The 23,874-nt window shown below is 42.9% G+C and carries 16 protein-coding genes; 14 read left to right on the top strand and 2 right to left on the bottom strand.

Annotated features, from left to right (window positions below; all coding sequences use genetic code 11):
• Window positions 1-274: 274 nt before the first annotated feature.
• On the bottom strand, window positions 275-973 hold the full coding sequence (locus tag JWQ85_RS18840; protein ID WP_299470704.1) for a ComF family protein: 699 nt from the start codon (window positions 971-973) through the stop codon (window positions 275-277).
• A gap of 196 nt (window positions 974-1,169) precedes the next feature.
• The gene (rlmN, locus tag JWQ85_RS18835; protein WP_299470702.1) at window positions 1,170-2,240 is read right to left on the bottom strand and encodes a 23S rRNA (adenine(2503)-C(2))-methyltransferase RlmN; all 1,071 of its coding nucleotides are present in this window, start codon (window positions 2,238-2,240) and stop codon (window positions 1,170-1,172) included.
• Window positions 2,241-2,386: 146 nt separating this feature from the next.
• Between rlmN and JWQ85_RS18830 the strand changes: the two genes are divergently transcribed.
• From JWQ85_RS18830 to sprA, 14 genes are all read left to right on the top strand, one after another.
• On the top strand, window positions 2,387-3,559 hold the full coding sequence (locus JWQ85_RS18830) for an amidohydrolase family protein (RefSeq protein ID WP_299470700.1): 1,173 nt from the start codon (window positions 2,387-2,389) through the stop codon (window positions 3,557-3,559).
• Window positions 3,560-3,671: 112 nt separating this feature from the next.
• On the top strand, window positions 3,672-3,950 hold the full coding sequence (locus JWQ85_RS18825) for an acylphosphatase (RefSeq protein ID WP_299470697.1): 279 nt from the start codon (window positions 3,672-3,674) through the stop codon (window positions 3,948-3,950).
• Between the two features lie 18 nt (window positions 3,951-3,968).
• Window positions 3,969-5,468, top strand: coding sequence for a polysaccharide biosynthesis C-terminal domain-containing protein (locus JWQ85_RS18820; protein ID WP_299470695.1), 1,500 nt, complete (start codon window positions 3,969-3,971; stop codon window positions 5,466-5,468).
• Entirely contained in the window at window positions 5,465-5,899 is a 435-nt protein-coding gene (dut, locus tag JWQ85_RS18815) for a dUTP diphosphatase (protein ID WP_299470693.1), read from the top strand. The genes JWQ85_RS18820 and dut overlap by 4 nt, the downstream gene beginning before the upstream one ends.
• Window positions 5,900-5,906: 7 nt before the next feature.
• The gene (locus JWQ85_RS18810; protein ID WP_299470691.1) at window positions 5,907-7,643 is read left to right on the top strand and encodes a tetratricopeptide repeat protein; all 1,737 of its coding nucleotides are present in this window, start codon (window positions 5,907-5,909) and stop codon (window positions 7,641-7,643) included.
• Window positions 7,621-8,418: a DUF4292 domain-containing protein gene (locus tag JWQ85_RS18805; protein ID WP_299470689.1), complete on the top strand. Its 798-nt coding sequence runs from the start codon at window positions 7,621-7,623 to the stop codon at window positions 8,416-8,418. The genes JWQ85_RS18810 and JWQ85_RS18805 overlap by 23 nt, the downstream gene beginning before the upstream one ends.
• A gap of 16 nt (window positions 8,419-8,434) precedes the next feature.
• Window positions 8,435-9,730: a peptidoglycan DD-metalloendopeptidase family protein gene (locus tag JWQ85_RS18800; protein ID WP_299470687.1), complete on the top strand. Its 1,296-nt coding sequence runs from the start codon at window positions 8,435-8,437 to the stop codon at window positions 9,728-9,730.
• A 54-nt stretch (window positions 9,731-9,784) separates the two neighbouring features.
• Window positions 9,785-10,267: a twin-arginine translocase TatA/TatE family subunit gene (locus JWQ85_RS18795; RefSeq protein WP_299470685.1), complete on the top strand. Its 483-nt coding sequence runs from the start codon at window positions 9,785-9,787 to the stop codon at window positions 10,265-10,267.
• 44 nt (window positions 10,268-10,311) lie between these two features.
• On the top strand, window positions 10,312-10,497 hold the full coding sequence (locus JWQ85_RS18790; protein ID WP_256540746.1) for a twin-arginine translocase TatA/TatE family subunit: 186 nt from the start codon (window positions 10,312-10,314) through the stop codon (window positions 10,495-10,497).
• Between the two features lie 102 nt (window positions 10,498-10,599).
• Complete coding sequence (gatA, locus tag JWQ85_RS18785; protein WP_299470682.1) at window positions 10,600-12,036, top strand: Asp-tRNA(Asn)/Glu-tRNA(Gln) amidotransferase subunit GatA; 1,437 nt, start codon at window positions 10,600-10,602, stop codon at window positions 12,034-12,036.
• Between the two features lie 56 nt (window positions 12,037-12,092).
• On the top strand, window positions 12,093-13,322 hold the full coding sequence (locus JWQ85_RS18780) for a lytic transglycosylase domain-containing protein (protein ID WP_299470680.1): 1,230 nt from the start codon (window positions 12,093-12,095) through the stop codon (window positions 13,320-13,322).
• A gap of 109 nt (window positions 13,323-13,431) precedes the next feature.
• Complete coding sequence (locus JWQ85_RS18775) at window positions 13,432-15,738, top strand: NADP-dependent malic enzyme (protein ID WP_299470678.1); 2,307 nt, start codon at window positions 13,432-13,434, stop codon at window positions 15,736-15,738.
• Window positions 15,739-15,740: 2 nt separating this feature from the next.
• Window positions 15,741-16,325, top strand: a complete 585-nt coding sequence (gene ruvA / locus JWQ85_RS18770; protein ID WP_299470676.1) for a Holliday junction branch migration protein RuvA — start codon at window positions 15,741-15,743, stop codon at window positions 16,323-16,325.
• A 22-nt stretch (window positions 16,326-16,347) separates the two neighbouring features.
• Window positions 16,348-23,547 (top strand): cell surface protein SprA, encoded by a 7,200-nt coding sequence (gene sprA / locus JWQ85_RS18765; protein ID WP_299470674.1) that lies wholly within the window; start codon window positions 16,348-16,350, stop codon window positions 23,545-23,547.
• Window positions 23,548-23,874: the final 327 nt, after the last annotated feature.

The following is a 23,874-nucleotide window of genomic DNA, read 5'->3' as shown; positions in this document are numbered from 1 at the left end:
GTTAACCGCATCTATGCTGAGCAACCAAATGGGGCAGATAGAAAACGCCGGCATGAACGATTACATACTGAAACCCTTTGACCCAACCACCCTGTTCGAAAAACTAAGCAGGTATCAGAAGCAGTAGTTTGGTGAGTGGTAGTTAGTTGATTGGGCGAGTGGTTGCTTGGTGCTCAATTTGTTATTCTGAACGATAGTGAAGCATCCATCGCCTACATCTATCAAGCAAGCAAATCAAAATCTCTTAATCAGTAAAATCCGCTTAATCCTGGTTCTATTCCGCATAAGCTATCGTAGCTATACTTAATTTCAAACCGGGTACTTTTAATAATTCTATCCCGCAAGCCTCCAATGTTGAGCCGGTGGTTATAATATCATCTACAAGCAGTACATGTTTGTTTATTAAACTTTCGGGCCGGGCTACCGCGAACACTTCATGCATATTCTGGAACCTTGCAAACCGCGATTTATGGGTTTGCGTTTTGGTTGCAATGATCCTTATCAAATTGTCTATTTCTACAACGGCATTTAATTGCGCGGCCAATCCATCGGCAAAACAGGCGCTTTGGTTGTAGCCACGTGTTTTTAACCGCTTTTTATGCAGTGGTACCGGGATGATATAGTCTACCGTGTTAAATACAGGGCTTTGCAACAACTGTTTACCGGCAATATTACCCAGCAAATTACCAATACGTTGCATACCATTGTATTTAAACTCGTGCACCATGTTTTGCACTTTACCGCCTTTATTAAAATAGTACAGCGCATAGGCCGCTTCAATATTTAGTTTACCCCAAAACTGGCGGGCAACAATATTATCGGGCTGTTTATGAAAGTTGGTGTGGGGCAGGTTATAAAGGCAATCGGTACATAAAATATCCTCGTTGGCCATTAGGCTGGCACGGCATGCCGGGCAAAGCTGGGGGAATATAAGCGAAACAAAATCGGCAAGGTAGGTGCGTAACAATTGCATGGGTTTAAGGTAGGCATCTTAAAGCAAAATGTAAAATACCGCCCGGCTATTTACTCACCCCGACATCGCTTCGCTTGTCGACCCTCTCTGCGCAAGCGGAAAGAGGGTAAAAAAGAACCCCTCTTTGCGCAGCAGAGAGGGGGCAGGGGGTGAGTGAATCACCAATATTTTTAAAGTCCTCTCCTTTGGAGAGGATTTAGGTGAGGCTATCTTCTTTTTCTTTCTCGTTGATAGCTAATTGCCCACAGGCGGCATCAATATCTTTACCACGGCTGCGGCGCAGGTTGGTGTTAATGCCCTGGCTGCGCAGGTAATCGGCAAAGGCCTCTACCTTGTCTTCGCCTGCATTTATAAAGTTTGCCATTGATATTGGGTTATATTCAATAATATTAACCTTACAAGGCAGATGCTTGCAAAAACGGGCTAATTCAATAGCATCCTGTATATTATCATTTACGCCGTCAAAAATAATGTACTCGTAAGTTACCGCGTTTTTGGTTTTGGCGTAGTAATATTTCAATGCTTCTGCTAATGCCTGTAATGAGTTTTGCTCGTTAATAGGCATTATGGCGTTGCGTTTTTCGTCGTTAGCGGCGTGCAGTGAAAGGGCAAGATTAAATTTAACCTGATCATCACCCAGCTTACGAATCATTTTTGCAATACCCGCGGTAGATACCGTGATGCGTTTTGGCGACATGTTTAGGCCATCTTCGGCGGTAATCCGCTCTATCGACTTCATAACGTTGGCATAATTAAGCAAAGGTTCGCCCATGCCCATGTACACAATGTTTGATAAAGGTATGCCGTAGTGTTCGCGCGCTTGTTTATCTATTAATACTACCTGGTCGTAAATTTCATCGGGGTTTAGGTTGCGTTTTCTATCCATATATCCGGTAGCGCAAAACTTACAAGTAAGGCTACACCCTACCTGAGATGACACGCAAGCCGTCATTCGGTCGGTTGTTGGAATTAAAACACCCTCAATTAGGTGAGTATCATGTAATATAAAAGAATTTTTTATAGTTTTATCAGCACTAATCTGTGAAGTATTTATTTTAACATTGTTAATTATGAATTTTTCACCAAGTTTAGTACGAAGTTCTTTTGAAATATTGCTCATTTCATCAAAAGATATGCATGATTTTTCCCAAAGCCATTCATAAACTTGTTTAGCCCTAAAGCTTTTTTCATCTATACTGATGAAATGCTGCTGTAAGGCTTCAAGGCTTAGGCTGCGGATATCTATTTTATCTTTTTTGTTATTCACAATGCAAAAGTACTAAATTTAAAAAATCTGTTCTTTTTTTTTAAGTCATTCTTTTCTAACATTAAAAACAATAACTAAAAGTTAATTGTATTTTAGTAGATGGATTGGATTTAAAAAAAAACATTGCTGATGCTAAGTTATATTTAATGAAAAGTTTTAAAGCCGATTACGTTTTCCCCGTTTGTGCCGATCCGATAAAGAATGGAATTGTTACTGTGGATGATTTTGGAAAGATCATTTCAGTTACCGATGACAAGGCATTGCCATCTCCAGACATCCCTATTGAGCAAGTAAGTGGTATAATAGTCCCCGGATTTATAAACACCCATTGCCATACCGAACTTTCACACATGAAGGGTAAAATCGCTTCGGGCGGTGGATTGATCGACTTTATAAAAGATATATTATCATTCAGGGCGGGCGAAACCAGCGAGATACTGGCAGCGGCCGAAGCAGCAGATCAGGAAATGTATGATAATGGAATTGTAGCCGTGGGCGATATCTCAAACAATAGCCTTACCGCATCATTAAAAGCTAAAAGCAAATTATACTACCATACTTTTGTTGAGATATTGGGCTTTTTGCCCGAAAGTGCCGAAGAGCTTTTTAAGAAAGCGCTGGTAACCGCCGAAGAATTTAAACCGCAATCAACCTCAATAACCGCGCATGCGCCCTATTCGGTTTCAAAAGAATTATTTAAACTCATAAAAAAATATAGCGATGCAGGCACAAACCTGCTCAGCATACATAACCAGGAGTGCGAAGATGAGAATAAATTTTATCGCTATAAGTTAGGCGGCTTTATTGATCTGTATAAACACCTGGATGTTGATATAGCATACTTCCGCCCGCAGGCGCGTAATTCCCTGCAATCCATTATTCCGCTTTTAACAAACAGGCAAAAAATATTATTGGTGCATAATACCTGTACCAATTTAAAGGATATCTATTTTATTAAACGTTTTGACCGTAAGATAAACTGGTGTTTTTGCCCCAATGCAAATATTTACATCGAAAAACGCTTGCCAAAGATAGATCTGTTTGTAAACCAGGGATTGAATATTACTTTAGGTACCGATAGCCTTGCATCAAATAGTAAACTGTGCATTTTAAGCGAAATGCGCACGCTTCAACAAAACTTCTCAAGCCTAAGCTTTGATACCTTGTTAAAATGGGCAACCATTAACGGAGCCCAATTCCTGGGCATTGATGAGGAAAAGGGAACCATTGAAATTGATAAAACCCCTGGCCTAAACCTGCTAACCGGGATGGACGGCTTTAAACTAACTGCCGATACAAAAGTGAAAAAGTTGATTTAATAATTGATTAGGTTGATTGCATTGGATTAAGTTATTTTGCATCCAATAAAATACAATGTGTTTGCGTTTTTAAACCATTCACTAATAAACATGATCAACCATTCACCAGCAGATGAAACATCTTGATATAACGGTAAAAGGCAAAGTGCAGGGCGTATCTTTCAGGGCGGGGGCAAAAGCCGTTGCCGATCAGTTGGGTGTGCGTGGCTTTGTTAAGAACGAACCAAATGGCGATGTATTCATAGCCGCCGAAGCTGATGAAATGATGCTGGAAATGTTTCTGGAATGGTGCCATGAAGGTGCCGAGCATGCCGTGGTAACCGGCGTGGAAACCCATGAAGGCGAATTAAAAAACTATCGTAATTTTGAGGTTGTAAAAAAGAGTTTATAAACCCTTATACTTTCCTAATTGTCAACTGCTAAAAAATTTGCCGGGCAAACTGCCATTTATGGTATAAGTACCATCGTATCCAGACTTATTGGTTTTATTCTTACCCCTTTTTATGCGCGTGCGCTGCCTGTAGCTGGTAATGGTGTGCTTACTGCCATGTATAGCTATGCTGGGGTAATTAATGCTGTACTGGCATTTGGCATGGAAACCACCTTTTTTAGGTATCTTAATAAACATGAGAATAATAAGCAGCAGGTTTATAATAATGCATTTGGGGCAATTATTGCACTTTGTATTGTATTCCTGGTATTCTCGCTGCTTTTTTTAGATAGCATCATCAATTTTTTACTGGCCGGGGTGGCGCAAGACCATGCAGACTATTCTTTTTATGTAAAATGTTTCTTGTTTATATTAGTAACAGATGCCTTTTGCGTAATACCATTCGCTAAGATCCGTGCCGATGGAAGGCCTATGCGTTTCGGTATCATCAAGTGCCTTAACATACTTTTGGTGTTGTTTTTAAACTTGTTCTTCCTGTTTGCTATACCTTATATTATTAAGCATCAGTTGCTAAATTACCAGTGGTTTATGAGCTGGTACCGGCCACGATGGGTGGGCTATGTGTTTTTATCAAACTCAATAGCCAGTATTATAACCATTTTTTTATTGCTTCCCGAAATATTAAAGCTCAAGTTGAAATTTAGCGGGGGAATGTTTAAAGAGATGTTTATTTACAGTTGGCCGGTGCTTATTGCAAATATCTCCTTCCTCATCAACGAGTCTATTGACAAGGCCATGCTGAAACAAATGCTGCCTGCAAATATCAGCGACCATGAGGTGGGTATTTATGGTATGTGCGCCAAAATAGCCATCTTCCTTAGCATATTTGTGAACGCATTTAGGCTTGGGGCCGAACCTTTCTTTTTTAGCCATGCTAAAAATAAAAATGCCGGAGAAACTTACGCCCGTATCATGAATTATTTTGTAATTATGATAGCCGTAATTTGCGTGGCATTAGTAGCCAACATAAATATATTAGGCTACATAATTGTTGGTAAACATACCCCGGGCAATATCTACTGGTCTGGCATTGGGGTAGTACCACCCTTGCTTTTTGGATACTTAAGCCTGGGTATTTACATGAACCTTTCTATTTGGTACAAACTATCCGATCAAACAAAATATGGCCTTTATATATCAGGGATAGGTGCTATCCTAACCATTGCATTAAACTGGATCTTTATCCCCAAATACAGCTATATGGCATCGGCATGGATCTCATTTGCCGCCTACGCCAGCATGATGATATTGTCGTACATATGGGGGCAAAAAAATTATCCTATCCCCTATAATTTAAAAAAGAACCTTACTTATATTATTATATCGGGGGTACTCGTTTATTTATCATTCAGCGTGTTTAAGCGGAATATATTTATAGGCAACGGGTTGTTAATTTTATTTGGATTAGGGGCAATATATGCCGAGCGAAAAGAACTAAAAGTTATATTTAGCAGATGAACATAAAAATTATAAACCGATCAAAAAATACCTTGCCGGCTTATGAAACCTTGCATGCCGCAGGTATGGACATGCGTGCCGACCTGGAAGCGCCCGTAACTCTTAAACCGCTTGAACGTAAGCTGATACCAACCGGTCTTTCTATTGAATTGCCCGAAGGTTACGAAGCGCAGATCCGCCCGCGAAGCGGGTTGGCATTTAAACATGGTATTGGCATAGTGAACTCGCCGGGTACTATTGATGCCGATTATCGCGGAGAAATAAAAGTATTATTGGTTAATTTATCTGCCGATGATTTTGAAGTAAATACCGGCGACAGGATAGCCCAAATGGTTGTAGCTAAACACGAGCAGGTGCAATGGCAGCAAGTTGAAGTATTAGGCGAAACAACGCGCGGTGCCGGTGGTTATGGACATACAGGGGTAGGATAGCATTCACATGAAATTAGCGGCAGTATTAATATTATTTACAGGCGTATGGGCTATTGGTTTTGCACAGAACAAGACAGGGAAGAATAATGCCGCTATAATAATTGCCGCGAAACCTATGACAGCCGCCGATAGTGGCATGGTAAAACAACTTTTCTTTTCGGCCCTGCGCGAAAAAACTATCGAGAACACTAAACTGGCCGCCGAGCTTTTTAACCGGGTACTGCAGATAGACCCCACCAATGATGCCAGTATGTTTGAGCTGGCCGGCCTGGAAAAGGCACGAAACAACTACCCTGTTGTACAATCATTACTGGAGCGTGCGGTAACCGTAAACCCTAATAACGAATGGTATTGGATAGCCCTTGCGGGCAGCTACGAAAAAAACAATGACCTTAGCAAGTTGGAAAATGTTTTTAACGAACTTATTCGCCTTAACCCAACCAAACCCGATTACTATTACGACAAAGCGAATGCCTTAGCTATTCAAAAAAGGTATGACGAAGCTTTAAAACTGTATGATAAGGTGGAAGAGCTGGCCGGCCCAAGCGAGGACTTGCTGATAAACCGCCAAAAAATTTATATCAGGCAGGGCGATGTTAAAAAGGCAATATCTGCTTTGGATGAACTGATAACAGCCAACCCAACGCAGGTAAAGTATTACATGATGCAGGCCGAGATCTATAACTCCAATAATTTAAATGATAAGGCGCTGGAGGTGCTCCTGAAAGCGAAAAACATCGACCCGCAAAATGGAATAGTTCATTTGGCTCTTGCAGATATTTACCGCGAACGGAAGAATACCGAAGCCAGTTACGATGAACTGGAAATAGCCTTTGCTAACCCAAACGTAGATCTTGACCAGAAACTCAGGATAATTTTAGGTTATGTACCACAATTCCCCGAGCCAAACGCCAGGGCAAGCGCACTGGAACTTAGTCGTTTATTAACTATTGCACACCCGGCCAATAGCAAGGCATTTGCCATATACGGCGATATGCTGCTGCAAAGCGAAAAAGCACCGGAGGCTAAAACCGCTTACAAAAAAGCTATCAGTTTAGATAACCAGGCTTATAATGTTTGGGAGCAGTTGGTAAGGATAGATCTGAGCGAAAACGATGTGGATGCTGCCATTAAAGATGGCGAAACGGCATTGTCGTTTTTTCCCAACCAATCATGGATGAATTATATGGTAGGGGTGGCATGGCAACAAAAAAACGATTGTAAAAAAGCTATAAGTTATTTAAAAAACGCGGTGTCGTTAGAAACACAGGATAAAGACCTGCTAACACAAAGCTATTCGGCCCTGGGCGATTGCTACCATTCAATTGGCGATATCAAAAATTCTGATGGATCTTACGAAAAAGCCCTTGCTATAAATCCGGATAATGCTTTTACGCTGAACAATTATGCCTACTATTTGTCGTTAAGGAATGAGCAATTAGACAAGGCGGCGCAAATGTCTAAGCATAGTAACGACTTGCAAGCCAACACGGCATCGTTTGAAGATACCTACGCCTGGATCTTGTTTAAGCAAAAAAAATATACCGAGGCTAAACTATGGATCGAAAAATCGCTCTTACATGATAAAGGGAACAGCCCTGTAAAAACAGAACACTACGGCGATATCCTATTTTTTTTAGGGGATACCGATGCTGCCGTGCAAAATTGGACAAAGGCAAAAGCACAGGGAAGCAAATCGCCGGTTTTAGAACGTAAGATAAATGAAAAGAAATATTTTGAATAAAATAGCTATCATTTTTTGCCTTTTGGCTTTAGTAGCCTGTAAGTCTAAAAAATTGGTTGTTGTTAATCGCCCCACCAACACTGTAGATTCTGCAGCTATTAAGGAAAACAGCATACGTGCCAAACTGGATGCTATCAGATCAAAGCAGGTTACTTTTAATACCTTCTCTGGTAAAGCAAAAACCAAGCTGGATATCAATGGCAACAGTAATGATGTTACGCTAAACATCCGCGTTGCGCGCGATCAAAAAATTTGGATCTCTGTAACCGCCATAATTGGAATAGAGATTGCCCGCGCTCAAATAACACCCGATAGTATTATAGTGGTAAACCGGCTGCAAAGCGTTTACCTTAAAAAGCCATTTAGTTATGTATATACCTACGCAAGCAGGCAAATTAATTTTAAAACACTGCAGGCATTGCTGATAGGTAACGCCATCCCAGAATTGCTGAATCCCAATACTAACTTTGAAGCACAGGGAAATAATACCGCGCTTAGCGGCAATTTGCAGGATCTGATATACAAGCTTTTGTTGGGCCCGGATATGAAGGTTACACAAACAAACCTGTCTAACCAGTTTGGGGGCAAATCATTACAGGTTGCCAATAACGTTTTTATACAGGCAAGTAACAGGGTTATTCCCTCGCAGGTAGATATTTCTTCAACCGCGGGCGATAAAAAGATACAGCTTAATCTGCGTTACACACAGGCAGAATTTGATAAGCCGCTTGAATATCCTTTTAGTATCCCAAAAAGTTACGAAGCTGCCAATTAAATTATATTTTTGATGGATGAAATTTTTTAGAGCAGCACTATTTCTTTTTTTTGTATTTGCAGCTTCGGGTGTTTTTGCACAAAGCAGTGCCGAGCTTAAACGCAGGCGAGATAAATTAACAGAAGAACTGGAACAGCTAAACCGCGAATACCAGGAAACAGCGAGCAATAAAAAGGTATCGTTAAAACAACTTAATATTCTTAAAGCACAGATAAACCTGCGCGAAGAGAAGATAACCAATATCAACTCCGAAGTAAGAAATTTGAGTAATCAAATCTCTGAGAGCAATAATACCGTACATAGTTTACAGAATCAGTTAGACCAGCTTAAAAAAGAATATGCCGGCATGGTGCTTTTTGCTTATCGTAATCAAAGTGCCTATAATAAACTGATGTTTATTTTTGCATCTAAAGACTTTAACCAGGCATACAGGCGTTTAAAGTATTTACAGCAGTTTGGTACTTATCGCGAGCGGCAGGCCGGTTACATACAGGGAACACAAAAAGACCTGCATGTTAAGATAGTTGAGCTGGATAAGGATAAGAAGCAAAAGAATGACCTGTTACAAAGCCAGGAGAAAGAAAAAGAAGAGTTAGGCAAGGCTAAAAACAACCAGGTAAAAGTAATTGTCGACCTGTCTAAACACCAGGGAGAGTTAAAACAACAACAGCGTGACGTTCAAAAAAGGATAGCACGTAATAATAAAGAAATTGTTAATACAATTAAACGCGAGATAGAAGAAGCAAGGCGCAAGGCCGAAGCAGAAGCCAGGGAAGCGGCAAGGATAGCAGCAGCCAAGGCAAAGGCAGAGAACCGCGAGGTAGTTGCCCCAACTAAAAAAGCGATAACCAAAAGCTCTACCAATAGCGAGATCTTAAACTCAACCCCCGAAGCAGCTAAATTGTCTAATAGCTTTTTAGGAAATAAGGGGCGTTTGCCATGGCCGGTAGCAACAGGCCAGCTGGTACACGGTTTTGGAACTTATAATGATGCTGATGGTATCCGTAATGATAATGCCGGGTATGAAATACGTACCAGTACAGGTGCACCGGTACGATCGGTATTTGATGGCACAGTAAGCAGGGTGCAGGATATTGCCGGGGCTTATCTGGTTATTATTTCGCATGGCGAGTATTTTACGGCTTATCAAAATCTTAAGTCAGTAAATGTAGCTGTTGGGCAAAAAGTGGCTACCAAGCAAACAATTGGTACCGTAGCGCTCGATCCATCAACCGGCGATGCCACTACAATTTTTACCTTATCAAAAGGCACAACATTTGTTGATCCAAGATTATGGTTGGCACCAAATTGATTTTAAGCCTTATATGTTGTAAATGTTTATATTTGTAACCTTAATTTAATGCAGATGTTAAGTTCAGTCTTTTTATTTTTGAATATAGGTAGCGGCGAAATGGTGCTGATACTGTTTGCGGCGTTAATGCTTTTTGGCGGAAATAAGCTGCCAGAGCTTGCACGTGGGTTGGGAAAAGGTATCCGCGATTTTAAAGATGCATCTGAAGATGTTAAGCGCGAGATAAACAACCAGATAAATAATTACGAGGATAAGAAAGCCGAAAAGGAGGTTGAGGCCGAAGCTAAACCAGCGCTTGAGCATACTTATGAGCCGGTAGCAGGTACAGTGCCTGCATTTGAAGGGCACCCTGTTGCTACAGATGCTATTGAAGAGCCGGAAGTTGTGCCAGCCGATGTTACAGCCGAAGATCTTACTTTTGAGCATCAGCCGGAAGAATTGAAACACCCGGTAGCAGATAGTAATGCAGGCGGTGGCATCAATTTAACCAAAGCCGAAGAGCCGGTTAAAAAAACAACAGAAGAACAATATAAATAATAACAACAACAAAAATATTTAACATAACATAAAACTTAAAAATCATGGGTGGATTAGGCGCACCAGAAATTATTCTGATCATCGTTGCAATATTAATTATGTTCGGCGGTAAAAAAATCCCTGAACTAATGAAAGGTTTGGGCAGGGGCGTTAAAGAATTTAAAGACGCGCAGAACGGCGAAACCAATACTGCAAATACTACATCTACAGAAGATAAAACTAAGGTTTAATTTTCTGCCTTTTATTGGTACAGCTAAGCTTAGCTGTTTAAACGTATAACTTATCTGTTGAAATATTTATGCTTCAACGGATAAGTTTTTTATTTTAGGCCCATGGCTAAAAACTATTCCTCTTATATAGAAATTAAGAGCGGGTTGACGAGTGGGGAGATCACGGCTGAAGGCCTGGTAAAAGGTTACCTTCAGCAGATAAAAGCAAACGCACATCTAAACGTTTTTAACGAGGTTTTTGAAACTGAGGCGCTAGCCTCTGCAAAAGACATTGACGCTCGTATAAGTAATGGCACCGCCGGTAAACTTGCCGGTAAACTTGCCGGTATGGTTATAGCCATTAAAGATAATATATGCTACAAAGGGCATAAGGTTTCTGCTTCATCCAAAATTTTAGAAAATTTTACTTCTATATATTCATCAACCGTAGTTGAAAGACTACTGGCCGAAGATGCTATTATAATAGGCCGTTGCAATTGCGATGAATTTGCCATGGGCGCCGCTAACGAAAATTCGTTTTTTGGCCCGGTAAAAAACCATGCCGACGAAACCCGGGTATCGGGTGGTTCATCGGGTGGTTCGGCAGTTGCTGTGCAGGCAGGTATGTGCCATGCGGCTATCGGTACAGATACCGGTGGTTCGGTAAGGCAACCCGCAGCCTTTTGCGGGGTTATTGGCTTAAAACCAACTTATGGCCGTATCTCGCGCCATGGGGTTATATCTTACGCCTCGTCGTTCGATCAGGTAGGCCCATTAACAAAATCAGTTTCTGATGCTTCTCTGTTGCTCGAAATTTTGGCCGGTACAGATGAGTACGATAGCACACTATCGCAAAAACCTGTTCCGCAGCACCAGGATTTCAAAAAAGATACCGGCAAAAAAAATATCGCTTATCTGCAGGAGGCCTTATCAAGCCCGGGTGTTGATGCCGATGTTAAAGCCACGCTTACCACTTATATAGAAAAACTGCGTGCCGATGGCCACACAGTAAAGCCCATATCATTTGAGTATTTAGAATACCTGGTGCCAACGTATTACATATTGGCAATGGCCGAGGCATCATCCAACCTTGCCCGTTACGATGGTGTGCATTATGGTTACCGCAGCCCTAACGCAACTGATCTGGAATCTACCTATAAACTGTCACGATCTGAAGGTTTTGGTAAGGAAGTAAAGCGCCGCATTATGCTGGGTACATTTGTACTAAGCGCCGGTTATTATGATGCTTATTACGCCAAGGCCCAAAAAGTACGCAGGCTTATTCAAAATAAAACCAATGAAATTTTAGAGAATTTTGATTTTATATTGACCCCAACCGCTCCGGAGCCCGCATTCCCATTGGGAGTAAAGGAAAAAGACCCGGTGGTAACCTATCTGCATGATATTTTTACGGTGCAGGCATCGTTGGCAGGTATGCCCGCCATCTCGCTTCCCGCAGGCAATAATAGCAAGGGATTGCCGTTAGGATTACAATTATTAGCCAAAAGCTTTGCCGAGCAAGAATTATTAAATTTCTCTGAATATTTCCTACAGCTATAAAATTTAATATATTAGTAAATAATTGTCAGAGCTTTTTTGAGAGTTAACCCTAAGATATGAAGAAACTGTGCAGTTTTATTATTTGTGCGTTGTTGTTACAAATAGTTAAAGCAGATATTAAGGCCGAATTAACTATGCCTTCGGCAGAGGTGGTTCAACAAGATACCAATGTGCTTTTACCGGTTATACAGGCCCCGGTATCTATTTACCAGAACAATATTTTTAAACGCCGGCTGGATAGCATTCAAAAGGAAGTCCCTTTAGATTATAATGGATACGTGCAGGCCTATATTGATAACTACACCCGCCGTAAAGACGAGATGGGCCGCATGCTGGGCTTATCAAAATACTACTTCCCAATTTATGAGAAAGCTTTCCAGGAAGCCGGTATCCCCGAAGAAATAAAATACCTTTCAATAGTTGAATCGGCACTTAACCCAAATGCCATTTCAAGAGTAGGCGCTGCTGGTCCGTGGCAATTCATGTCAGAAACAGCAAAGATCTACGGCCTAAGCATGACAGATTATGTTGATGACCGCCGCGACCCTGTACAGGCAAGTAATGCCGCCGCCGCATATTTAAAAGATGCCTACCAGCAATTTGGCGACTGGCTGCTGGCCATTGCATCATACAATTGCGGTAAAAGCAATGTAGAGCATGCGCTGGAAAAAACGGGCGCGCACGATTATTGGTCGATACGCGAACTGCTGCCTGCCGAAACACGTGGGTATGTGCCGGCATTTATTGCTATTAATTATGTGATGAAATATCACAAAAACCACTACATAACCCCGCAAACCGGCGACCTGGCCATTGCTACAGATACCATAATGGTAAACAAATTTGTATCGCTTAGCCGGATATCGCAGGCTTTGGGTATGACGCTTAGAGACATTTGCGTTTTAAACCCATCATACAGGCAGCAGGTAGTTAACGGTACCGCGGCTGTTCCGCGTAAAATTGTTATACCATTGGTGAACGCGGAAAGGCAATCTATTCTACGCGATGCCATAACCGACTTAAACGCGCCAATACGCAACCTTAAACCGGTACAATATGTTGCCATTGCGCCGCCGGTACAGGCAAATGTTCAACAGGGTGCCGGGGCAGGAAGCAGTGCGGTTATGCCAGCCACTCATATCACCCAAAAGGGAGAAACCCTGGCCGCTATTGCTGCTAAGTATAATGTTAAAATAGTTGATCTGCTGCAATGGAACAAAGCATTAGGTACCAATACAACCTTGCCGTTATTACCGGGACTAACCGTTAATATAGGCAGGGGATAAATAATTTTTTTGAAAAGCCCGGTTTTGATGTATTTCGAAACCGGGCTTTTTTTATTAGCCAGTTCAGGAAAAGTAATTGTAATTTTGAACGCTTGAATTTTTGAGAACCATGAATAAACCCAATCGTAAACAGGAAGCCTTAAATTATCACTCAAAAGGGCGCCCGGGTAAAATACAGGTAGTACCAACAAAACCTACCAATTCCCAGCGCGACCTTACTTTAGCATACTCGCCGGGCGTTGCAGAGCCATGCCTGCGTATTGCTGATAATGTTGAGGATGTATATAAATATACCGCGAAGGGTAACCTGGTGGCTGTTATAAGTAACGGTACCGCAGTGCTTGGCCTGGGCAATATTGGCCCCGAAGCAAGTAAGCCAGTTATGGAGGGTAAAGGCCTTCTATTTAAGATCTATGCTGATATTGATGTATTTGACCTGGAGATAAACGCCAAAACGGTTGATGAATTTGTAAACATAGTTAAAGCGCTTGAGCCAACCTTTGGTGGTATCAACCTGGAAGATATATCGGCACCAACCTGTTTCGAAATAGAGACCAGGCTAAAGGCCGAAATGAAGATCCCTGTAATGCACGATGACCAGCACGGCACGGCCATCATATCTGGCGCGGCATTAATGAATGCCTGCGAGATACAGGGGAAAAAACTTGATAAAATTAAAATGGTGGTGAATGGCGCCGGTGCGGCTGCCGTTTCCTGTACAAAAATGTACCTGTCGCTGGGGGTTAAAAAAGAGAACCTGGTAATGTTCGACATTAACGGTTTATTGACCCCAGAACGTACCGATTTGGACGAAATGCGCCTGCAGTTCGCCACAAACCGCAAAGATATTACCACCCTTGCCGATGCCATGAAAAACGCTGATGTGTTTGTTGGTTTATCTGCAGGTAATGTGGTTACCCCGGCAATGCTGGTGAGCATGGCCAAAAATCCGGTTGTGTTTGCAATGGCTAATCCCGAGCCCGAAATATCTTACGACCTGGCAATTGCCGCCCGTAAGGATATCATTATGGCAACAGGGAGGTCTGATTTTCCTAACCAGGTGAATAACGTATTGGGCTTCCCGTATATATTCCGTGGCGCATTGGATGTAAGGGCTACCGCCATTAACGAAGAAATGAAGATCGCGGCAGTAAAAGCAATTGCCGAAATGGCTAAAAAGCCGGTACCCGAGGCGGTGAACTTAGCATATGGTATTACCAACCTAAAGTTTGGCCGCGATTACATCATCCCAAAACCAATGGATCAGCGACTGATCACCGAAGTATCTTCGGCGGTTGCAAAGGCGGCTATTGATTCTGGTGTGGCACGTAAAACCATTGCCGATTGGAATGCCTACCACGAAGAATTGCTATCGCGACTGGGTAATAACAATAAAATACTGCGCGATGTTACCAACAAGGCAAAGCAAGACCCTAAACGTGTGGTATTTGCCGAAGCTGATACTTATAAGATCCTTCGTGCTGCCCAAATAGTTAAAGACGAGGGTATTGCCATCCCGATACTTTTGGGTAACGCCGAAAGGATCAAAGAGATCATTCGCGAGAATGAGCTTGACCTGGAGGATATAAAGATCATTGATCCTAAAAAAGAAACCGAACGCTCGCTGGAGTTTGCACAGTTTCTGTTCCAGAAGCGCCAACGCAAAGGGGTTACCTTGTTCGAGGCGCAAAAAATGATGATAGACCGTAACTATTACGGTGCATGCATGGTTCATTTTGGCGAAGCCGATGCTTTAATATCCGGCTTAACCAAAGATTATGCAACTACTATTAAACCCGCCCTGCAAATTATTGGTACCGAGGAAGGCGTAAACCGCGTTGCGGGTATGTATCTGATGATAACCGAAAAGGGCCCTGTTTTCTTTGGTGATACTACAGTAAACATAAACCCTACCGCGCAAGAGCTGGTAGATATTACCGTGCTGATGGAACGCTCTGTTGCGCAGTTCAACATTAAGCCGCGTATTGCTGTATTATCTTACTCTAACTTTGGATCAAACGAAGGCGATATCCCTGAAAAGACGAGGGAGACAGTACGCATACTTCATGAAAAGTACCCCCATATAGTTGTTGACGGCGAGATGCAGGCCAACTTTGCATTAAACTCCGAGCTATTGGCCGATAATTTTGAGTTTTCGGTGTTAAATGGCAAACCGGCTAATACACTTATTTTCCCGGGATTGGCATCAGGTAACATAGCCTACAAGCTGTTGCAGGAAATTGGCGGGGCCGAGGCTGTTGGTCCTATTTTGCTGGGAATGAAAAAACCGGTGCACGTATTGCAATTAGGAAGCTCGGTTCGCGAAATTGTGAACATGGTTACTATAGCGGTAATTGACGCCCAGGTAAAATGTGCCGAAGCCAATGCCAAACCAAAAAATCGTAAAGCTAAATAAGTATGTACGATTATATTGATGGCAAATTAGCTTTTAAAGGCGCGGCACATGTTGTTATTGATGCCGGCGGTGTTGGTTACCACATCAATATCTCATTAAATACCTATTCGCAGATCCCGGAAGGGGAACGCTGCAAACTGTTTGTGTGGCTGCATGTAAAAGAAGATGCCCACACTTTATACGGTTTCGCTACCGAAGGCGAACGCAGACTGTTTATGCACCTGATATCCATATCAGGTATTGGGCCAAATACGGGCCGTATGATGTTATCTTCTATAACACCTGCCGAGATCCAGGCAGCTATTGTGCAGGGCAATGTGGCGGTAATACAGCGCATAAAAGGCATAGGCCCAAAATCAGCCCAGCGGGTAATTTTAGAATTGCAAGACAAGCTACGAAAAGAAGGACCAGACACATTAACTGTTATGCCAGGGTTAAAAACGGCAAAAGATGAAGCTCTTTCTGCCCTTGTAATGCTTGGATTTGTTCGTAACGTTGCAGAAAAAGTTTTGGAACAAGAAATAAGCAAAAATAGTGGAGTTTTAACTGTTGAACAATTAATTAAATCTGCTCTAAAAAGCTTATAATTACTCTGCAATAATTTAACACTTGATTAGAATTTTTACTACTAAGCTTTTTGTAGTTATACTCTTTGTATCTGCTTTTGGCGGGGTGGGAAAGATATTTGCACAACAAACTCCAATACAAAAACCTGTACAGCCGCAATCTGCACCGCAACAGTCTGGGCAACAGCGACAAACAAATCCAAATCAGCAACAAACACAACAGCAGCAACAAATTCCGGGTCAACAGACTCCTCCGCGCCAGCCTGCACAACAATTACCACAAACCGCTACGCCTGTTGCAAGGGTAGATACAAGCATAAAGCTTGGGCCTATAAATTTAAAGGAAGCGAGTACAAAAAGGCAGCGCTCGGGCATATTTTTTACAGATCCTCCGGGGCTGGTACGCACTATTGAATATGACGCGGCTACCAACAAGTATATTTTATATGAACGTGTAGGTAACTTGCTTTACCGCGCGCCTCAATACCTAACTTTTGGCGAATACCTGCTGTTACAGCAAAGGGGCGTAAAACGCGAATACTTTACGCAGCTGGCAGATAACTATGCCTACGAATCGCAGCAGCCGGGCTTTATCCCGCAGATGAAAATCAGGAGTAAAACTTTTGAACAGATCTTTGGAAGTTCAAACATCAACATAAGGCCGCAAGGTTCGGCAGAGGTGATATTGGCCGGGCAGATAAATAAAAACGAAAACCCGCTGTTTAACACCCGCCAGCGCAACCAGTTCAACTTTAATTTCGACCAGCGGATCCAATTGAACGTTACCGGCGAAATAGGCGATAAGTTAAAGATCACCACAAATTATAATACCGAAGCGCAGTTCCAGTTTGAGAATCAGATAAAACTGGATTACACCGGCCACCCGGACGAAATTATCCAAAAAATAGAGGCCGGTACGGTAAGCATGCCTTTAAATACAACGCTGATATCGGGCAGCCAGGCATTGTTTGGTGTGAAAACCAAACTGAAGTTTGGTAAACTGGATGTAACCAGTATTTTTTCGCAACAGCGCTCGCAGGCAAAAAACATAACCATTACCAACGGTGCGCAACAGCAAACCATAAACATAACCGCTGCGGACTACGAGAGTAATAAGCACTTCTTTTTATCGCAATACTTCCGTAATAACTACAATAGGGCGCTGGCTAATATCCCCATCATCAGCTCTAACGTAAACATTACAAAAATTGAGGTTTGGACAACCAACCGTACCAATGTAACAACCGATTCGCGCGACATATTAGCTTTTATAGATCTGGGAGAGAACAGACCTTTTAATACTGCATTAGTACAGGGAGGGCCGGGCTTTAGTGGTTTACCGGCAGGTTTTAAAGGCCCGGGTTTTACCCAGCAATCCAACTCGTTGTTAAATAATTTACCGTCAACCGCGCGTATTACCAACTCAAACGATGTTGCCAATTATTTTAGGGCAACCGGGGCTACAGATAACTATGCGAAGCTAACTTACGCCCGTAAACTAACCGACAAGGAGTTTACCCTGCACCCGCAATTGGGTTATATATCGCTTAACTATCCTTTAAATAACGATGAGGTTTTAGCGGTTGCCTATCAATATTCAGTTAATGGCGTGCAGTACCAGGTGGGTGAGTTTTCCAGCGATAGGGCAGTAGACCCTAATACGCCAACCGTTTTATTCACTAAACTGTTAAAGAACGAACTGCTTAAAACCAACCTGCCAACCTGGGACCTGATGATGAAAAACATCTATTCCTTAGGTGCATATCAGATCAGCTCCTCCAACTTTAAACTGAATATTTCCCGTTTGGATGATAAATCGGGTATCGAGAAAACCATAATGGACGAGGGGCAAAACACCAAAAGTAAACGCTGGATGCAAATTACAGGTGTAGATAACCTTGACCAGCAAAATGATAAACGCCCCGATGGTTACTTCGACTTTTTGGAAGGTGTTACTATCGATTCGCAAAATGGGCGCATTATGTTCCCGGTGCTGGAACCATTCGGCAGTGATCTGGCTAAACAATTTACCGTAAGCGAGCCCGATCTGGTAAGCCGGTATGTTTACCAACCCTTGTATGATTCTACAAAAACCATAGCGCAGCAATTTTTCCCTAAACTAAACAGGTATTTAATAAAGGGTACCTACACCTCGCAAAGCGGGTCAGAGTATCAGTTGAATGCCGTTAATATTCCGCAGGGTTCTGTTGTAGTTACCGCGGGTTCAGTGAAATTACAGGAGGGTTCAGATTATACAATAGATTACAGCGCCGGCCGTATCCGTGTGCTTAACCAGGCTTTGTTAGCATCGGGCCAAACCATTAATGTTAAATTAGAGAATAACGAACTTTTTGGGGTGCAACAGAAATCATTATTCGGGTCAAGGTTAGATTATCATTTGAGCGATAAGCTGGCATTGGGCGCCACCATAATGCACCTAACCGAGCAGCCCATTACCCAAAATGAAATTGTAGGCGAAGAATCTATCTCCAACACTATTTGGGGTTTCGATGCCAACTATAGCTCGCCATCGCGGTTTTTAACCCGGTTGGTTGATAAGATTCCTTTCATTAATACCAAAGCGCCATCAACCATAAACTTTAGCGGTGAGTTTGCCCAATTAAGGCCGGGCAGCCCGGGCGCTCTTAACTTCGCGGGCTCTAAAAACGGAACTTCATACCTGGACGATTTTGAGAACAGCCGCTCGGTTATCGATATAAAAAGCGCTATTAACTGGCAAATATCGGGCACCCCACAAATGTTCCCTGAATTTGACCGGTTTGATGACCTGAGCTATGGTTATAACCGTGCCCGCCTGGCGTTTTATAATATCGACCCCATATTTTACACCAACTCGGGCACCGCATCGGTGTCGCGTACCGAGCTTTCCAACCATTATGTAAGGCAGGTTATTGAGCAGGAAGTTTTCCCTTACAAGCAATCAACCACTGGGCAGCCCTTAAGCCTGGCTACCCTAAATATGGTATTTTATCCAAACGTGCGCGGGCCATATAACTATACCACCACCGGCATTAATAATGATGGTACGCTGCAAAGCCCAAGAAACAGGTGGGGCGGTATTTTTCGCAAGCTGGAAACCAATGATTTTGAAGCATTAAATGTTGGATACATTGAGTTTTGGATGATGGACCCATTCATCTATAAGCCAAACTCGGCAGGTGGCGATTTGTATTTTAACCTGGGCAGTGTATCTGAAGATATTTTAAAGGATGGCCGCAAGAGCCTGGAAAACGGCTTGCCGGTTGATGCCGCAGGTGCCGATAAGGTAGACGAAACCAACTGGGGCAGGGTATCAAAACTGCAACCGGTTATTAATGCTTTTGATAATGATCCGGCTTCGCGTAAACTGCAGGATATTGGTCTGGATGGATTGAACGATGTTGACGAGAAAGCAAAATTTGCCCCTATTGTACAGCAGGTACAAGGGCAGTTAAATCCGCAGGCAGCCACCGCGTTTTCAAGTGACCCCTCATCTGATGATTACCAGTACTACCAGGGCCCGGCGCTTGACCAGGCAAATGCGGGCATATTAGACCGCTACAGCAAATACAACGGCACCGAGGGTAACTCTAAAACCGCCGAGCAATCGCAAGCCGAACTGGGTATCCAAACATCAGCATCAACATCATTGCCGGATGGCGAGGATATTAACCGTGACAACAACATGAGCCAAACGGACGAGTACTTCCAGTACAGGGTCTCCATAAGGCCGCAGGACATGGTTATTGGCCAAAACTATATCAACGATAAAATTACATCGAATGTAAAACTGCCAAACGGAACAACACAGGCAGTTACCTGGTACCAGTTTAGAGTGCCTATAACAGATTACCAGAGCAAGGTTGGTAACATACAAGATTTTAAGGCCATCCGCTTTATGCGGATGTTTATGACAAACTTTGCCGATACTTCTATATTGCGTTTTGCTACCCTGCAATTGGCAAGGAGCGAATGGCGTACCTTTAATAACGAGAACAACCCGTTAAACGTTATTGCCGACCCTGCCATCACCAACCCGGTTGTAGATGGTTCTACCCTTGATGTGCAGGCCGTAAATATTGAAGAGAACGGTAACCGTTCGCCGATACCTTATGTGGTGCCACCGGGTATTAACCGCCAGCGTAATTACAATAACCTGCAAACAGATACCAAGCTGAACGAGCAATCGCTATCGTTAAACGTAGCCAACCTGCGCGATGGTTATTCGAGGGCGGCGTTCCGTACTTTCTTTAATGATCTGCGATCGTACAAACGTGTACAGATGTTCATCCACGCAGAAGGAGAGCAGCTAAAAGATAAAGACCTGAGTGGTTTTGTGCGTTTGGGTGTTGATTACCAGGACAACTACTATGAGTACGAAGTGCCTTTGGCTGTTACCCAGCCCGGCACCCGCGACCCCGGCGCTATATGGCCGGCAAATAACGAGCTTGACCTGCAGCTTTCTATATTGATCGATGCTAAACTTGCCCGTAACAATGCCAAATTAAACGGGCTGCCATGGCCGTTCACTATTCCGTTTGTTTATACCGATGGACTCAATAAGGTAACCATTAAGGGCCAGCCGGATTTGAGCCGCCTGCGGACTATAATGCTGGGGGTGCGTAACCCTTATAGAGGCAGTTCGCCTGGTGGTGACGACGGATTGAATAAAACCGGAACGGTTTGGTTTGATGAGTTGCGCCTTACAGATTTTGACCAGCGTGGCGGTTGGGCCGCTACCGCAAGGGTAGATGCTGCATTGGCCGATTTTGCCAACATCACCGTAGCGGGCAGTAAAAGTACCATTGGCTTTGGTACACTGGATTCGAGGGTGAGCGACCGTAACCGGAGCGATAACCAGTCTATTGATGCATCGGCAAGTATTGAGCTGGGCAAGTTTTTCCCTGAGAAAAGCGGGATCCGGATCCCGGCTTACGTAAATATATCAACGCAGGTAAGCACCCCACAATATGACCCCGGATCGCCGGATGTGGAGCTGAAAAAATCGCTTGCGGCGGCACCAACAAGCCAGGCGCGCGATTCGATAAAAAACGTAACCCAGGATTTTACAACACGCAAAAGCATCAACTTTACCAATGTGCACAAAGAACGGATGAACGCGTCGGCCCCTGTACACGTTTGGGATATTGAGAACTTTGCCGCCACCTATGCTTATACCGAATACCAGCATCACGACTTTATAGTAGAGAATGATTTCGCGAAAACCTATCGTGTGGCGCTGACCTATAATTATAATAAAGAACCTAAATATTACGCGCCTTTTGAAAAAGTAATAAAGAGTAACCTACTTGCGCTGGCACGCGATTTCAATTTTAGCATACTACCATCAAGATTAAATTTCAGTATTAACTTTGACCGCTATTACTCAGAAAATACCCTGCGTAATAACGACCCTAATAACTTTATACCTATCCCTACATCGTTTAACAAAAGCTTTAATATTACCCGGGTTTATGGTATAGGCTGGAACTTATCCAAATCTTTAACAATGGATATTGATGCCACCAACCTATCGGTAGTGGATGAACCTGCCGGGCGTATCAATGGTTTAAAACGCGACACCCTTTGGGAAAACCTTTGGAAACTGGGCCGTACCACAAACTACAACCACACCATTAATTTTAACTATACCGCGCCCATAAATAAAATACCGGGACTGGACTGGACAGCCTTAACCGTACGTTACAGCACCAACTTTAACTGGCAATCGCAACCGGAATTTGCCATTAACAACCCAAGCTACGATGTGGGTAACAGCATACAAAACGCGCGCACCATACAGTTGAACCCAACACTGAATTTTTCAAACTTTTATAATAAGTTTAGCGCCCTGCGTAAAGGTAAAGATGAGAAAACCGGAGCTGCCAAATTCTTTCTGGGGATTTTAACCGGTATTAAAAATATCAGCGGTACTTATACACGTACCGAGGGTACTTTCCTGCCGGGATACTTGCCGCAATCTAACTTCTTTGGGCAGGATGTAAATTATAATGCACCAGGTATCGGCTTCTTATTAGGCAGCCAGGCCGACCTGCGCGACAAGGCGATAGCCAACGGGTGGATAACAACTGATACACTGCAGAACCAGCTATATATAAAATCGTTTAACGAGGATATCCGCCTGCGCAGCATTATCGAGCCCATATCTGATCTGCGTATCGAGTTAATAGCTTTTAAAACGCAAGACCGTAATTATCAAACTAACTTTAAATTCCTGGCCGAAACCAATAGTATTGAGAATTTAAGTCCTGTAACATCGGGTACGTATAGCATTTCGTACATGTCGCTGGCTACTGCTTTTACCAAGTCGGGCAGCGCTAATAGCACTTCGGCTACGTATCAGAAATTCTTAGATAACCGCTCCATAATTTCACAGAAATTGGGTAGTGCTAATCCAAATTCGGGTGGTGCTACAGGTGGCTTTGCAGATGGTTATGGGCCTAATGCGCAAAATGTACTGGTTCCTGCATTTCTGGCCGCATTTTCCGGTAAAGACGCTGGCTCATCAAGTACAAGCCAGTTCCCTAAAATTCCAATTCCTAACTGGCAAATATCATATGCTGGTTTGGGCAAGATGCCGTTCTTCGCAGATCTTTTTGATTCCTTCGATCTTAAACATGGCTACCGTTCTTCCTATAATGTAAGCAGCTATACCACATTGCTGCAATACCAGGAAAACAGCGCCGGGGTAACTTCAAGAGATTTTAATAATGATTTCCTGCCCTTTTACCAGTTCTCGCAGGTGGCCATATTTGAACAGTTTGTGCCATTATTAGGTGCCGATGTACGTTTCAAAAACAGTATGACGGCCAATTTTGAATATCGTAAAACCCGTTCGTTAAACTTAAGTTTGCTCAACAGCCAGTTGGCACAACAGGACGAAAATATCCTTGTATTTGGGTTTGGTTATCGCCCAAAAAACTTCAGAATGCCATGGGGCTTGTTCGGCACCGGTAATAAGGATAATAACGATATTAACTTTAAGCTTGATGTAGCTGTGCGTGATAATAAAACACTTATCTACCGGGCAGATGTACCTGCTGCCGAAGTATCATCGGGCGCGCAAAATATTACCCTGCGCCCATCTATTGATTATGTGATAAACCAGCGCTTTAATCTGAACCTGTTTTACGATAGCAACATCACCAAACCTTACACCTCACAGGCATTTAATACTTCGTTCACTAACTTTGGTATTAACTTGAAGTTGCTGTTGCAGTAATAAGCATTTGTCATGCTGAATATAGTGAAGCATCTATTCGTCGCGTGCAGCGTGACCGCTATATTATTTGCATTTCGTCTATGCCGGATTTGGATTTAATGGTGACGTTGTTTTGTCAGTACCTTATTTTTAAATTCTTTATTAACAGTTGTTTATGTGTTCATAACGGTGTTCACGGCCATGAACGTGAACACTTTTTATTTAACTCTTCTTCCCCTCGGCCTTCTCCTTCACTTTTTCTTTAAACTTCTTATCCTCTTTCTCTTTTTCCTTTACGGCCTTTTTGATGATCTTTTCCTGCTCTTTTTTGTCGTTTGAATCCGTTTG

It is taken from the genome of Mucilaginibacter sp., from assembly GCF_028288105.1.
GTDB lineage: Bacteria > Bacteroidota > Bacteroidia > Sphingobacteriales > Sphingobacteriaceae > Mucilaginibacter.
Note: the sequence above shows the minus strand (reverse complement) of the source record. Positions and strands in the feature narration are given on the sequence as shown.

Bases quoted from the DNA above. Each gene is read 5' to 3' on its own strand.
- JWQ85_RS18800 (WP_299470687.1), top strand. From the start codon at position 8,435: ATGAAATTTTTTAGAGCAGCACTATTTCTTTTTTTTGTATTTGCAGCT.
- JWQ85_RS18810 (WP_299470691.1), top strand. From the start codon at position 5,907: ATGAAATTAGCGGCAGTATTAATATTATTTACAGGCGTATGGGCTATT.
- JWQ85_RS18840 (WP_299470704.1), bottom strand. From the start codon at position 973: ATGCAATTGTTACGCACCTACCTTGCCGATTTTGTTTCGCTTATATTC.
- JWQ85_RS18780 (WP_299470680.1), top strand. From the start codon at position 12,093: ATGAAGAAACTGTGCAGTTTTATTATTTGTGCGTTGTTGTTACAAATA.
- gatA (WP_299470682.1), top strand. From the start codon at position 10,600: ATGGCTAAAAACTATTCCTCTTATATAGAAATTAAGAGCGGGTTGACG.
- JWQ85_RS18775 (WP_299470678.1), top strand. From the start codon at position 13,432: ATGAATAAACCCAATCGTAAACAGGAAGCCTTAAATTATCACTCAAAA.
- ruvA (WP_299470676.1), top strand. From the start codon at position 15,741: ATGTACGATTATATTGATGGCAAATTAGCTTTTAAAGGCGCGGCACAT.
- JWQ85_RS18790 (WP_256540746.1), top strand. From the start codon at position 10,312: ATGGGTGGATTAGGCGCACCAGAAATTATTCTGATCATCGTTGCAATA.
- JWQ85_RS18805 (WP_299470689.1), top strand. From the start codon at position 7,621: ATGAAAAGAAATATTTTGAATAAAATAGCTATCATTTTTTGCCTTTTG.
- JWQ85_RS18795 (WP_299470685.1), top strand. From the start codon at position 9,785: ATGTTAAGTTCAGTCTTTTTATTTTTGAATATAGGTAGCGGCGAAATG.
- JWQ85_RS18830 (WP_299470700.1), top strand. From the start codon at position 2,387: ATGAAAAGTTTTAAAGCCGATTACGTTTTCCCCGTTTGTGCCGATCCG.
- JWQ85_RS18825 (WP_299470697.1), top strand. From the start codon at position 3,672: ATGAAACATCTTGATATAACGGTAAAAGGCAAAGTGCAGGGCGTATCT.
- dut (WP_299470693.1), top strand. From the start codon at position 5,465: ATGAACATAAAAATTATAAACCGATCAAAAAATACCTTGCCGGCTTAT.